The following is a 13,104-nucleotide window of genomic DNA, read 5'->3' as shown; positions in this document are numbered from 1 at the left end:
TTGTTGATGGCTTGTTGGTACAGCACAGGTGCTGGGCCCATAAGCCTGGATGACCTGAAGCAGCCCATGACCAGCCCCCCTATTCGCCGGATTGCCCACCTCGACATGGATGCATTTTTTGCCTCCGTCGAATTGCTGCGCCAGCCGCAGCTCAAAGGCCTGCCCGTCGTCGTCGGTGGCAGAAGCCGCAGCGCCGGCTGGTTGGGCAACGCCAAACTGGAGGCCTTACCGCCCGAGCAGATTCCACTGGAGGCATTTGCCCGCTTGCACAGCTACACTGGGCGTGGCGTCATCACGACTGCCACCTACGAGGCGCGGCAGTTCGGCATCGGCTCAGCCATGGGCATGATGAAAGCGGCCAAACTCTGCCCCGATGCCTATTTGTTGCCGGCCGATTTCGAGCAGTACCGCGCGTACTCGCGCCGCTTCAAAGCCATCATTGCGCACTATGCGCCTGAAATCGAAGACCGCGGCGTCGACGAGGTCTACATCGACTTCAGCGATGTGCCTGGCGGCCAGGACGAAGGCGGCTATCTGCTGGCCAAGCGCATCCAGCAAGCCATTTTTGACGACACCGGCCTGACCTGCTCCATCGGCGTTGCGCCCAACAAGCTCTTGGCCAAACTGGCCAGCGAGTGGCACAAGCCCAATGGCATTTTCATTTTGATGCCCGAGCAAGTGACCGACAGGCTCTGGCCGCTGCCCTGCAAAAAAGTCAATGGCATTGGCCCAAAAACGAGTGAAAAGCTCGACAGCATGGGCATTCGCCACTTGCACGACTTGGCACATGCCGATGCGCAAGCGCTGATCGATGCCTTTGGCCCCGCCTATGGCGCCTGGCTGCACCGCATTGCCTGGGGCCATGATGAGCGGCCACTGGTGACTGACAGCACCCCCGTGTCCATGAGCCGCGAAACCACGTTTGAGCGTGACCTGCATGCGCGTGCTGACAAAGCCGAACTCTCGGCGCTGTTCACGCATTTGTGCGAACGGGTGGCCGCTGACTTGCAACGCAAAGGCTACGCAGGCCGCACCGTGGGCGTGAAGATCCGATTTCCAGATTTTCGCTCGGCGACCCGCGCGATTACCATCGACCACCATACGCAAGACGCCGCCGTGATCCGCCAGGTCGCGGGCCAGTGCTTGAAGCGGATTGATCTGACGCGGCGTTTTCGTCTGCTCGGAGTCAAGGTGGACAATTTGCTGCCCTTGGAGCAGGCGCAGCAGATGGATGCGAAGGCGCAGCAGCAGCCCAAAGCGGCGCAGTACAGTGCGTTGCAGTTGTCCTTGCCGTTTGAGTGATTGGGTGGTTGGGTGATTGGTGCTGCTTTTGAAACGACACCGCTGCAACGTTGCTTGTTTGAGCGGCAACTGGCGTGGGCAGCCAAGCTGCGCCACCCTAGGTTCCCAACAACCGCTGCGCTTACTGCTGCGGCGCAGTAGTCACAGGGGCTGCCTCGGCTGGGGCTGCAGTGGAATTGCCCGAAGTAGTCGCTGATGCCGCGGCAGGCAGCGGTTGCAGCAAAGCATCAATTTTGCGCACATCGTCCATGCTCAAAGTGCCACTGGCCTGGGCCAGTCGCAAATTGCTCATCAGCACGCCGTAGCGCGCTTGGGCCAGGTCGCGGCGGGTCTGGAACAGCTGACTTTGCGAATTCAAGACATCCAGGTTAATCCGCACGCCGACCTCATAACCCAATTGGTTGGCCTCCAGCGCACTGAGCGAGGAGACTTCTGCCGCTTCCAGGGCCTTGACCTGGCTGCGCCCGGACTGCATGCCGTAAAACGCCTCACGCGTGGCCTGCACGGTATTGCGTGTGACTTCATCGAGCTGCGCCCGTGCGACCTCTTCCAGCGCCAGCGTTTCTCGCACGCGGTTTTGCACTGCACCGCCGGCATACAAAGGCATGTTCAGCGCCACCCCTACACTGGCTTGCTGCGAGCGCATGCCATTGACTGGCGTGGCCAGCGTGCCTTGCCGGTTATTGGTTTGCCCCACACTGGCAGTCAAGCTCACCGTTGGCAAATGCCCAGTTTCGGCCTTGTCGGTTTCCAGCTTGGCAATGTCCAGCCCGAGTTGGGCCTGGCGGATCTGTGGTTGCTGGCTTTGCGCCCAGTCGACCCAATCCATCACATTCTCCGAGCTGGGTTCAGGCAAGGTGAAGGGGTGTTGCAGGGGCCATGGCTGGCTTTGAATCAGGCCCACGGTCTTGTCCAATGCCAGTTTTTTCACCTGCAGGTCATTGGCTGCCGCAATCTCTTGCGCGCGCACCAGGTCAAAGCGTGCCTGGGCTTCGCGCGTGTCGGTGATGGTCGAGTTGCCCACTTCGAAATTGCGCTCAGCCGCGGCCAACTGCTCTATCACCGACTCTTTTTCAGCCTGCACAAAGGCCAAGGTATCTTGCGCGACCAGTACGTCAAAATAGGCTTGTGCCACACGCACTATCAAATCTTGCGCCGCTGCGTTGAGTGCATATTGCGCTGACTGCACGGCCAATTTGCTTTGCGACAACTGCACATTGTCAGCAGGCCGGTACAACGACTGCGAAGCCATCAACGCGATGTTGTGGGTGGTGCCGGTGTGCTGGCGGTCCTGGATGTTCAAGCGCGTTTGCGCACGCGACAGGTCAGCACCAATGCCCACTTGCGGCAGCAAGGGCGCACGCGCCTGGTCGCTGCGGCGCTCTGCGGCTTCTTTTTCTGCTTGTGCACTGCGCCATTGCGCGTCATAGCCAGTGGCGTTTTCAACCATGTCCAACAAACTTTGGGCTTGCAATAACAAGGGCGTGCCGATAAGCAAGGCAGACAAACTCAGACGAAGCGTGCTATGGATTGGAAAACGCATAAATCAGAAAGAAGAAAACATCCCCGGTTGGGCACTAGGCAAGCTGGGCGAAACCCACACGCTCAGACCACAACAAGCAGGTGTGCTAAGTTTGCCTAGCCCCTGGAGACCAAGCCCTAGTGGGGCCGGCAAACACAAAAACATGGATGTGTTGCTGAAAAAGTCCGTCGATGCAAGCCGCATCGCACCCTCAGCATTCTTGCTTGATTGTTGCACACGTTGCGGCTTGCCGCACGGTGAGATCGCGTAAAGCCCGCCATCAGTCACCGCCGCGTAAGCTGCACCATCGGTTTCTCAAAGATCGCCCTATCAGCACATAGTGCCTACACAGCGCGCTGTACCGCACTATGATGGAGAGCCTCACAGTCAACAAGCAATTACAGGACAGTTGGTACACATGGATTGGGATAACCTGCGTTATTTTCTGGCGCTGGCACGCACAGGCACCTTGATCAATGCTGCGCGCACCGTGCAAGTGGATCACACCACCGTCAGCCGCCGCATTCAGGCGCTGGAAAAGGAAATGGGCGTGCCCTTGTTTGCCAGAGAAACCTCCGGCCACCGCCTGACCGAAGCCGGCCAGCACTTGCTCCCCCAGGCAGAAGCCATGGAAGAGGCATTTCTCTCGATTGAAAGCAGCTCCCTGGTCAAACAAGAAGAAGGCTTATCGGGGCTGGTACGCGTTGGCGTACCCGAAGGCCTGGGCGCCAAAGTGCTGGCTGCGCCGCTGGCCAGCTTGGCCAAACAACACCCAAACCTGGTGATTGATTTACTGGCATTGCCTAGGCTGCTGCACCTCTCGCGGCGTGAGGCCGATATTGTCATCTCGCTAGAACGGCCAACCCGCGGCTCGGTCGTGGTGACCAAACTCAGCGACTACATCCTGCGTTTGTACGGCGCCAAAACGTATTTGGCCGACTACCCGCGCATTGAATCGGTCGCCGATCTGGAGCCACACACCTTTATCTCCTATGTGGACGACTTGCTGTTCTCCAAACAACTGCAGTTTTTGGAGACCTTTTTTCAACCCAACCATTTTGGCTTGCGCAGCACCAGCATCTCAGCACAGTACGAAGCTGTTCGGCATGGCGCAGGCCTGGCCATTTTGCCTGCTTTTATTGGCGACAAGGACCCGGCGCTGGAATGTGTGCTGCCGCAAGACGCGCATTTTCACCGCACCTTCTGGATGTCCATGCCTGCAGAAATTCGCCACCTGGCCCGTGTGCAGGCGGTCTGGCAATTCTTGCGTGATACAGCCCGCGCGCCCAGCAGCGGCTTGATGCCGCAAGAACCATCCAGAATGGCATTACAGCGCCCAGGCAAATCGCGCACGGATTGAGTGTCCTGAGAAGCGCTGTCCGCCCGTTGCTGGAGCTTGGACCACAACCGCGCTTTTTCAAATCCGCCCTAGGGTTATCAATTAGTGCTTTGGCGTCAAAGACACCGATTACAATGCCGGCATCCGGGTCTGTGCCACAATAGCTGCCATACCCAAAGAACGTGCTCAAAGAACGCAAGCACGTTCTTACCAACTGCCACGGCCTGATTGCTTCATGCATCCAGGCCGTGTGCACGTTCTACGAGCCCAACCCAGAATGGGCACAATCAATGCAATCTCACACCGCTGCATGGCAACATTCGGCGGTGCGTTTTTTTGGAAAGTGAAAAATGACAACTCTTCCCGTCACCACACGCGGCGCTGAATTGCTCAAGGCCGAGCTGCATCAGCTCAAAAGCGTAGAACGTCCAGCCATCATCAACGCCATTGCTGAGGCGCGCGCGCAAGGCGACTTGAGTGAGAACGCCGAGTACGAGGCCGCCAAAGACCGCCAAGGTTTTATCGAAGGCCGCATCAAAGACATCGAAGGCAAGCTCGCTGCTGCGCTGGTCATTGACCCAGCCAGTCTCAATGCCGAAGGCAAAGTCGTATTCGGTGCCACGGTCGAGTTGGAAGACGAAGACAGCGGCGATCGCGTTACCTACCAAATCGTCGGCGAAGACGAAGCCGATATCAAAAAGGGCCTGCTCAATGTCTCCAGCCCAATCGCGCGCGCACTGATTGGCAAATTGGAAGGCGATGTGGCCGTGGTGGTCACCCCAGGCGGCGAAAAAAGCTACGAAATCGTGGCCGTTCGCTACATTTAAATCGACCCAACCAGTTTCGATCCCGCCATGCACACAATCAAACAGCAACAACTCCCGCTCTTTGCCGCGGCCCTGTGGTGGGGCAGCCTGAGTGTGGTTGGTTTTTTGTGTGTGCCCTTGTTGTTCAGCCACCTGCCCACTGCGGCGATTGCCGGACAAATGGCAGCCAAGCTGTTTTCAGCGACTACCTGGGTATCGCTGGCCTGCTGCTTCATCCTGATTTTCACGCTGCGCACGCCACGCCCGGACTATCTGGATACGCCAGCAGGCACGCCGCTGCCAGCGCCCAGCCCAGCAGCGATCTGGGCAATGGCCTTGACCGCATGGATTCTGGCTGGCGCCGTGCTTGCCCTGCTCAGTGAATATGCAGTAGCGCCGCGCATTGTGGCGCGCGAGAACCTGGCTTTATGGCACCGCGTGGGCACCGGCATGTATGCAGCCCAATGGCTGTGCGCCAGTGTCGTGCTGTGGCGACTGGCCTCTAAGCTGCACTGGCAGCGTTAAGAGCCTGTTCAAAGTCTCCACGCAGACCGCGTTGGAGCCCAAAAGGATACGATGCGCGGCAAAAACCGCAGTCGGGCTAGCTGCCCGGCGAGGATTTTTAACAAAGCAGCGTGCCTTTTGGGCTCCAACCCGAAGGGCAAGGCACAAAAAAGCGCATGACTGCGTTGCCCGTTGTGCTCATACAGACGTATGAACTGCAACAGGCGTCTTGTACTGCCTCTTTTTTGTGCCTTGCGCGACTGCGTCGAGACTTTGAACAGGCTCTTAGAACACGCTCTAATCTTCTCAAAAAAACAGGCCTCCAAACCGAGGCCTGTTTTTTATTGCTTACTGGCGCTCGGAGCAGCGGCGTTTTCAAAAATTTTTGATTTTAGGTGCGCGCCAGCCTCGATGCCGCGCTTGACAAACCAGCCCTGGTTCATCTCCAGCACATAACGTACGGGCTCGGTGGAGCAATGCGAATCGGTGGACATTGGCTGCATATCAACCAGATTGACAATGCGCCCGTCGTCAGCGACAAAAGCGGCAGACAAAGGCAGCAAGGTATTTTTCATCCAGAAACACTGCACATTCGGGGTCTCGAACACAAACAGCATGCCCTCATGCTCGGGCATGCTCTGGCGGTGCATCAGACCAATTTGGCGCTGCAAAGGGGTCGCGGCCACCTGGGCGTCAATGCGGTGCATGGTGCTGGTGATATCCAGCCGCGGCAAATCCATTTGTGGCTGGCCATTGGCTTGAGGGCCAACCTGCGCAACAGCCGCAGCCGACATAGCCAGCGCACCGGCAGCCAAGCTCAGCTTGCGCAAGGGCTTATGCAAACAGCCTGCAAGAACAGAGGAAAAAGAAGCAAGTACGGTCATGAAAAAACAAATAAAACAAAGGTATTGGCCCATCATACTACGACGCAAACACCACAGCAGATGGCGACCAAACCCGTATATGACCGTGTCTGAAGGACATCGATACTACATCAGGCATGGCCTTGGCAATAGGGCTTTTGCTGCGCAGCGCGGCGAGCGTTAAAAGGTTCTCAGTAGCCAGCGCTTTGCGGCCTGCGTTGCAACACACCAATCGGCGGCGCCCAGCGCTCGCCCGGCTTTTTCTTGGCTGTTACCAGGGTCACATCGGCTGGCTCAAACACTTCGACGTTGTGTGTGATCGGCGTGGTGAGCACGTACTGCGCACGCGTGGACTTCAGAAAGTGCCCGACCAGCTGGATATTGCGCACATCCAAATGCGCAAACGGCTCGTCAATGAACACAAAGCCACCAGAAGAATCCTCGTCTTTGAGCAAGCCCACCAGCAAGATCAGCGACTTGATCACCTGTTGCCCGCCGGATGCTTCACCATCATTGAGGCCAATCTGGCCTTTGCCATCGAAGTTGAAATGCACTTTCAACTCGGCCTGGCGCAGCGCCACATCGTCGTTTTCCAGGTGCGGGGTATCGGCATTCACCACCACACCCGCCAGCTCGCCCAGCTCAATGATGTTTTTGCGGTAGCGGCGCACGGTTGTGCGCAGCACATCGATGTAGCGCTCACGCGCATTGCCTACCGCGATACGCGCTGACTCATTGCTGGCTTCGCGTTGCAGAATGTGATGGCGCTGGCTGCCTACTTGCGCGACCATCAAGGTGTGGCGCTCTTGCACTACCGGGTCGGTCTCCCATTCGCCGCCAGCCAACTCCCGCTCTACCGCCTCGCTGCGCAAGCGCGCCTGCGTGGCATTGGTGAATTGGCTGCGCAAAGCCTGCAAGGTCTCTGGCGCAATCCAGCGCGCCGGGAACTGTTGGCGCTGGCGTTGTGACAGGGCCACTTTGGTTTTTTGCTCATCGCGCCGCTGCTGCCATTCTCGCGCAAAGCGCTCTGCCAGCGACTGGCCTTCCTGCAGGCGCGCTTGCGTCTCCTGATAACGGGCCTTGCATTGGCGCTGGGCATCGCTGCTGTGCGTGTAGCGGGCATCCAGCTCTGCCCAGCGTTTGGCCGCCGTCATGCGGGCTTCTTTGAGCTGGGCCAACTGCTGGCGGGCTTGTTCGAATTCATCACCGCGACGCGCCAATTCTTCTGCTGCACGCTGGCCTTGAGTGGCCTCGCGGGCGGCTTTGAGCTGGCGTTCGGTTTCGCGCTGATGCTGGGCAGTGGTTTGCAGCTGCGCGTCGAGATCGGCCAAGCGGGCCTGAATCGACTCACGCCGCGCTGCCAGGGCGGCCGCTCCAAACTGGTGTTGCTCGGGGTTGACCCAGACGCTGCGCCCGCCCCGGCCATCGCGCCAGTAGGCTTGCGGCGTAATCCATTCACCGCCTTGGGCAAAGCCTTGCTGGGTTGTCTCGACCCGGCGCACGCCTGCCAAGGTTCTGCGCAGCCACACAGGAATGGTGTTGTTGCATCGGAGCACGGCCAGCAGGCTCTCTGGCGGCGTACTGGCGGGGGTGACCTGCACTGCATCGCTGACCAGGTAATGGCGGTAGCGCTCTTTTTCAGCCAATGCGCTGGCTTGCGCTTCGTCACTGGCATGGGCCAGCACCACCACCCAACGCGCACTGCGCAGCACGCCTTCGGCTGCGCCGCGCCACTGGTTGTCAGTGATTTCAATCGCATCGGCAACAAAATGGTGTTCTATCTGGTGGCGGCGCAGCACCTGGCTAAAACGGGCCGCATCATCGGCACGTGGGGCGCCACGCTGCGCTTGCATTTGGTCCAAGGCCTTTTGCGCTGCTTCTCTGGCTTGCTGCAGCGTATGCCATTGGCGCTCATACTGGTGTTTGTCTGCCTCCAGGCTGTCAATGCGGGCCATCAGCTGCTCGGCATTGCCTTCGACTTGCGCCAAAGCGCGCAGCTCATCGGCTTGCTTGACCAGGGCTTCGACCGGCGTTTCATGGCCACGTGCCTCAGACAAAGCCAGCTGGGCTTGCTGGCGCAGCACCTCCAACTGGCCCACTTGCTCTGCTGTCGCTTCCAGCTCCTGGGCCAGCTGGTACAGCGCGATGCGGTCCTGGCGCTGGCGTTGCAAGCTATGGGCGTGCTCGACCCGCTGGCGGTGCAGGTCTTTGGCTTGCTGGGTCAAGGCATCTCGGGCGTCGCGCCATTGCAGCACCGGAATCACCTCGGTATGCAAGCGTTCGCGCTCGCGCAGCTTGTGCTGGTACTGGCGGTACAAATTCAAACGCGCTTCGACAAAAGCCAGCTGGGCTTCGCCATGCGCGAGCTCTTTTCTGGCGGTCTCGACCTCGTCGGCGACATCGCGTTGGTGGCGGCGTGCTTCTTCGTAGCGGTCCAGCACTTCCTGGTCACCAAACACATCAAACACCAGGCGCAGCAGCTCTTTGGGCGAGTATTCGCACAGACGGTCGGTCTGGCCTTGCTCCAGCGCCAACACGCGGGCAATCGCTCTGGACAAGCCTGCTGTCTCCAGGCGCTTGCGCCATTGTTCAATCCCCAGCCAGTCCTTCTCGGGCAGCTCCAGCAGGCTTTCAATCGGCACATCACCCTCGGCCATGCAAAAGCGTCGCTGCCAGTCTCCGGCATTGCGCTGGATGCGGCACACCAGCGTGACCTGGTCGGCATACAGCAGGCTGCGTGCGAACGGCCGGTTCGAGCTTTGCCGGCTGCGTGGGCGGTTATCGACCACGGCCCGCAGCCACGACGAATCGGCATTGGCGTGGCGCGCATAGGTTTTAAAACTGCGCCCGCCTGAGCATTCCAGGCCGAGCAAGGTGCGCATGGCATCGAGCAAAGTGGTTTTGCCCGAGCCATTGGGGCCGGCGACGGTGATGATCGCACCATCGAGCGGCAAAGTCAGGCGCTGGCAATAGTCCCAGTGCAGCAGTTCAATCGATTGCAGGTGGAACATGGTTCAGGCTTTCGTATCGGGTTCTGGCCCGGCAGTGTATGGCAGGCTGGCACGGCCCTCGGTCGCTTGCGCCAAAGCCTCTGCGGCGTCGCTTTGCTGCGGCGCAAGCGGGGCCAAAGCCGGCTCTTCTGGCGCGCTGCTCTGCGGCTTATGCAGCTCGGCCATCTTGCTGCGGCTGAGCACATCAGCCAAAGTGCCATCCAGAATGCGTGGCGCCATCACGTCGTAGTCCAGCAGCAAATCCAGCAGCGGGCCCTCGGCAATGTCATCGCCTCGCCGCACGATAAATCCGGTGTTTTCCAAACGTTTCAGGTTGGTGTCGAGCCGGGTCTTTTTACCCAACTGCGGCCCAAAATCGGCCAACAAGGCTTTGTAAGACACCACAGGACTGACATCTGAGGCTTTGGGCAACGGGCGTTGGGCCGCAAACATTTCGCTTTGCTCGTTGTTGCTGGCGTCTTGGTCACGTGCGGCCTGGCGCTCGCGCTTCGGTAAAACAATCAAGGCCCACAGCACCACCAGCAGCGACACGCCATCGCGCGGCAAATCGAAGTTGTTATGGCTGTGCATGCCACTTTCGTCAAACACGGCAGACTCCGCACTGCGCAGCAAGGCCACGCTGACGTGGTCGGCATGGATGTTATCGACCAAACGCAGGCCGACAGCCGCCAGCCGTTGCTCTAGCGACTGCCACATATCGGCATCGATCAACGCACGTTTGATACCGGGGTGCTGGCGTGGCAGCCAGCGCTTGGACAGCAGTTGTGCTGCCAACAAGGCAGCTTCGTCGAGGGTGCTCATGTAGGCGCTCCTTTGGATGGCTCGCGATGCGGCGCTGGTTTTTTGTGTTCGGCTGCCTCGGTGCTTGTGGCTTGGGTGGTGGGCGGCTTTTGCTGCGTAGAGGCAGACTGCCTTGCACGCTTGCTGCCTATGACTTTGGTTTTGGCTTTGGCTTTAGCCGCTGGCAAGGCCTGGTCCAGCGCTGCGCGGGCGGCCTCGATCAGCGCGGCATCGCCCTGAAAATCAGCTGGCACGATACGGCCTTGGCTCATGCGCAGCACTTCACGGCTATCGACCTCCTGCATGCAGGGCAGCAGTACGGCACGCCAGCCTGCGCGGGCCAGCTCGCCGGTCTGGCCTTTGAGGGTCTGGGCCTGTGGATCGCCCAGCAAAGGCAGCAGCTGCATGCGGTAGGCCGCTTGGGCAAAGCGCCCACCCAGCACGGCCTCGTGCACTGGCCGCAATACCGCATCCCGGCCCTCGCCTGCCGCTGTGTCGGCCAGGTCGTGCTTTTTCCAGCGTGCCAGGGTGTCAATCAGGCCATGCAATTCTTCAGGCATGCTGGGCACATCCAGCAACCCACCGGTAGCCGCATGCGGCGGTGGCAAGGCATGCGAGCGTTCTGGATTGGGCCTGTCGCGCTCCAACTCGGCTTCGGCCACATCCAGCAATTCATGCTGGCTGATCAGCCAAGGCTGTACGCTGCCTGACAGTGCGCCGTCCAGTAAGCTGTGCAGCTGCGCATGGTCGCGCAACCAGTCGCGCACGTCGGAGCTGTTCACGCCAGTGCTGCCCAAGGTCACGCGCTGGCGATCGGCTTGCTGCATTGCGCGGTTGAACTGGCTGGCCATTGACAGCAGCCGCGCTTGCGCATGGCCCAAGGCGCGTGCTTCGCGCTCCATCCATGGGTCGTCGCTGTCGCTGCGAATCAAGGCCGTCAGCGCTTGGCCAGCGCTATCGACCAGTTGCAGCGCCCGCTCAAAACGCGGCTGCGCTTCGCGTAAGCGCGCCTCTGAGCCGCTGGCGATGGCTTCGGCGAAATCGCTATGCAAACGCGCCAATTGCGCATGCAAATGCTGCAGCTGGCTGGCATCGACCAAGCCCAGGGCTTGCGCACCAGCCACTTGCGTCAACAATTGTGCCAACTCGCTCTCATCGGCTTCGGCGATGGTCAGCGGCGCCAGCAGGCTGTGTACCTGGCGCGCCAAATCAGACAAGGCGTAATCTTGCTGGATCGCATCCCAGACCAGCAGATCCGCGTCGCGCAGGCGCTTGAGCACGTTCTCCAGCGCTTGAGGCTGCAGGGCATGAAACAGCTGGGCCAGATCATCGCGGTCTAAGCGCCCTTTGGGAACGCTGGCCAAGGCCAGCAAGCACCACAGGCGCAGTTGCACCACATGCTGTGGCCCAGAAAACAGGCTACGCAAGGCATCAAGCAAGGGCTTTTTACGCTCAACCAGCCACGCCAAAGGGGCCTGGGCGGCCAACTCCGGGGTGCGAAAGTAAGCCTCAAAGCTGCCGGCTTCGTCTTCGAGTTTGTCTAAATCAAACGAGTGCATTGCGCGGCATTATGCACAGTGCGCTGCCCCGGTAGCTGCTGCAGTTCGCATTTTGTTGCACTGCTGCGCTGCATCAGCGTTGCCCAAGCGCCTGTCGATCAGCTCCACGCAGCCGGTCAAGGCACAAAAAAATGGCTGTGCAAGGCGTTTTTTGTCTCTTGCGCTCTTTAGGTTTTGGGTGTTGGGACCCACTAGGCTGCACGACGGGGGCCTGAATGCGTGCTACGCTTTTGCAGTTGGATTTTTGCCATACCCAGTGCGTAGTCAGCAAAAATCTCATAAAAAGACAATGGGAATACATATCGCTATCAATTGCATACTCGGCATAATGCGCCAACACCATTCCAACCCGAGGAGATTTGCACCATGAAACGTTTAACACTGGTCCCCGGCGCTTTGAGCGCACTTGCTTTGGCCGCCGCTGGCGTCTGCGTCTCGACCGCAGCGATGGCCGCTGGCGAACTGAATCTTTACACCACGCGTGAGCCCCGCCTGATTGAGCCCATGTTGGAAGCTTTTGAAAAAGACAAGGGCATCAAGGTCAACACCGTGTTTGTCAAAGACGGTTTGCTCGAGCGTGCGAAAGCCGAAGGCGCCAACTCCCCGGCGGACGTTTTCATGGTCGTTGATATTGGCAATTTGCTGGACCTGGTCGACGCGGGTGTGACCCAGCCAATTGAATCCGAGACCTTGACTACCGTTTTGCCTGCCAATCTGCGCAGCGCCAACAACGACTGGTTCAGCCTGTCGCTGCGCGATCGCGTGCTGTATGCGGACAAAGACCTCCAAATCGACAATTTCACCTATGAAGACCTGGCTGATCCGAAATGGAAAGGCAAGGTGTGTATCCGCGCCGGCCAGCACCCGTACAACACCGCGTTGATTGCGGCCATGATCGCGCACGACGGCGCCGAAGCCACTGAAAAATGGCTGCAAGGCGTCAAAGCCAACCAGGCGCGCAAGGCCACTGGCGGCGACCGTGATGTAGCGCGTGACATTCTGGGCGGCATTTGCGACATCGGCATTGCCAACAACTACTACGTTGGCCACATGAAAAACGCCGAAGCCGGCAGCGACAACCGCAAATGGGGCGACGCGATTCAAGTCATCCGCCCCACCTTTGCCAAAAGCGGCGGCACGCACGTGAACATCACCGGCGCATCGGTGGCCAAAAACGCCCCGAACAAAGACAATGCCGTTGCGCTGCTTGAATACCTGGTCTCGCAACCAGCCCAGGAGCTCTACGCCAACGCCAATTACGAATACCCGATCCGTGAGGGCGTCAAACTCAACCCAGTGACCGAATCCTTTGGCGTGCTCAAAGTCGACCCACTGCCTCTGACGGAAATTGCCAAATACCGCAAACAGGCCAGCGAATTGGTGGACAAGGTAGGATTTGATAATTAATGCGAATCAGG

General features: G+C 59.3%; 10 protein-coding genes. 5 read left to right on the top strand and 5 right to left on the bottom strand.

All coding sequences use genetic code 11. The features are described 5' to 3' along the window. The first annotated feature begins 66 nt into the window (after window positions 1–66). Complete coding sequence (dinB, locus tag E8K88_RS10545; RefSeq protein WP_136406627.1) at window positions 67–1,302, top strand: DNA polymerase IV; 1,236 nt, start codon at window positions 67–69, stop codon at window positions 1,300–1,302. A gap of 121 nt (window positions 1,303–1,423) precedes the next feature. Here the strand turns inward: dinB and E8K88_RS10540 are convergent, their stop codons facing one another. Further along, window positions 1,424–2,845 (bottom strand): TolC family outer membrane protein, encoded by a 1,422-nt coding sequence (locus E8K88_RS10540; protein ID WP_136406626.1) that lies wholly within the window; start codon window positions 2,843–2,845, stop codon window positions 1,424–1,426. Window positions 2,846–3,242: 397 nt separating this feature from the next. Between E8K88_RS10540 and E8K88_RS10535 the strand changes: the two genes are divergently transcribed. From E8K88_RS10535 to E8K88_RS10525, 3 genes are all read left to right on the top strand, one after another. Further along, window positions 3,243–4,184, top strand: coding sequence for a LysR family transcriptional regulator (locus E8K88_RS10535; protein ID WP_136406625.1), 942 nt, complete (start codon window positions 3,243–3,245; stop codon window positions 4,182–4,184). A 329-nt stretch (window positions 4,185–4,513) separates the two neighbouring features. Beyond that, window positions 4,514–4,990, top strand: coding sequence for a transcription elongation factor GreA (gene greA, locus E8K88_RS10530; RefSeq protein WP_136406624.1), 477 nt, complete (start codon window positions 4,514–4,516; stop codon window positions 4,988–4,990). A 27-nt stretch (window positions 4,991–5,017) separates the two neighbouring features. Beyond that, a complete protein-coding gene (locus tag E8K88_RS10525; protein ID WP_136406623.1) occupies window positions 5,018–5,494 on the top strand; it encodes a DUF4149 domain-containing protein in 477 nt (158 codons plus the stop codon). 320 nt (window positions 5,495–5,814) lie between these two features. Here E8K88_RS10525 and E8K88_RS10520 read toward each other — a convergent pair whose 3' ends face one another. The 4 genes from E8K88_RS10520 to E8K88_RS10505 all read right to left on the bottom strand — a co-directional run bounded on the left by E8K88_RS10520 (window position 5,815) and on the right by E8K88_RS10505 (window position 11,686). Beyond that, entirely contained in the window at window positions 5,815–6,357 is a 543-nt protein-coding gene (locus E8K88_RS10520) for a DUF192 domain-containing protein (protein WP_136406622.1), read from the bottom strand. A 170-nt stretch (window positions 6,358–6,527) separates the two neighbouring features. Continuing rightward, window positions 6,528–9,347: an ATP-binding protein gene (locus E8K88_RS10515; RefSeq protein WP_136406621.1), complete on the bottom strand. Its 2,820-nt coding sequence runs from the start codon at window positions 9,345–9,347 to the stop codon at window positions 6,528–6,530. Between the two features lie 3 nt (window positions 9,348–9,350). Then, a complete protein-coding gene (locus E8K88_RS10510) occupies window positions 9,351–10,148 on the bottom strand; it encodes a hypothetical protein (protein ID WP_136406620.1) in 798 nt (265 codons plus the stop codon). Continuing rightward, the gene (locus tag E8K88_RS10505) at window positions 10,145–11,686 is read right to left on the bottom strand and encodes a hypothetical protein (protein ID WP_205880065.1); all 1,542 of its coding nucleotides are present in this window, start codon (window positions 11,684–11,686) and stop codon (window positions 10,145–10,147) included. Before E8K88_RS10505 ends, E8K88_RS10510 begins: the two co-directional genes overlap by 4 nt. 366 nt (window positions 11,687–12,052) lie before the next feature. On the opposite strand from E8K88_RS10505, the gene E8K88_RS10500 reads away from it, so the two are divergent. Beyond that, window positions 12,053–13,093 carry a Fe(3+) ABC transporter substrate-binding protein gene (locus E8K88_RS10500; protein ID WP_168797306.1) on the top strand — a complete coding sequence of 347 codons (1,041 nt, stop codon included), beginning with the start codon at window positions 12,053–12,055 and terminating at the stop codon, window positions 13,091–13,093. The last annotated feature ends 11 nt before the right edge of the window (window positions 13,094–13,104 follow it).

The organism is Lampropedia aestuarii (assembly GCF_004803635.1).
GTDB lineage: Bacteria > Pseudomonadota > Gammaproteobacteria > Burkholderiales > Burkholderiaceae_C > Lampropedia > Lampropedia aestuarii.
The sequence above is the reverse complement of the archived record's forward strand: the minus strand, read 5'-3'. Positions and strand labels throughout refer to the sequence as shown.

Bases quoted from the DNA above. Each gene is read 5' to 3' on its own strand.
- dinB (WP_136406627.1), top strand. From the start codon at position 67: ATGACCAGCCCCCCTATTCGCCGGATTGCCCACCTCGACATGGATGCA.
- E8K88_RS10505 (WP_205880065.1), bottom strand. From the start codon at position 11,686: ATGCACTCGTTTGATTTAGACAAACTCGAAGACGAAGCCGGCAGCTTT.
- E8K88_RS10510 (WP_136406620.1), bottom strand. From the start codon at position 10,148: ATGAGCACCCTCGACGAAGCTGCCTTGTTGGCAGCACAACTGCTGTCC.
- E8K88_RS10500 (WP_168797306.1), top strand. From the start codon at position 12,053: ATGAAACGTTTAACACTGGTCCCCGGCGCTTTGAGCGCACTTGCTTTG.
- E8K88_RS10535 (WP_136406625.1), top strand. From the start codon at position 3,243: ATGGATTGGGATAACCTGCGTTATTTTCTGGCGCTGGCACGCACAGGC.
- E8K88_RS10520 (WP_136406622.1), bottom strand. From the start codon at position 6,357: ATGACCGTACTTGCTTCTTTTTCCTCTGTTCTTGCAGGCTGTTTGCAT.
- E8K88_RS10525 (WP_136406623.1), top strand. From the start codon at position 5,018: ATGCACACAATCAAACAGCAACAACTCCCGCTCTTTGCCGCGGCCCTG.
- E8K88_RS10540 (WP_136406626.1), bottom strand. From the start codon at position 2,845: ATGCGTTTTCCAATCCATAGCACGCTTCGTCTGAGTTTGTCTGCCTTG.
- E8K88_RS10515 (WP_136406621.1), bottom strand. From the start codon at position 9,347: ATGTTCCACCTGCAATCGATTGAACTGCTGCACTGGGACTATTGCCAG.
- greA (WP_136406624.1), top strand. From the start codon at position 4,514: ATGACAACTCTTCCCGTCACCACACGCGGCGCTGAATTGCTCAAGGCC.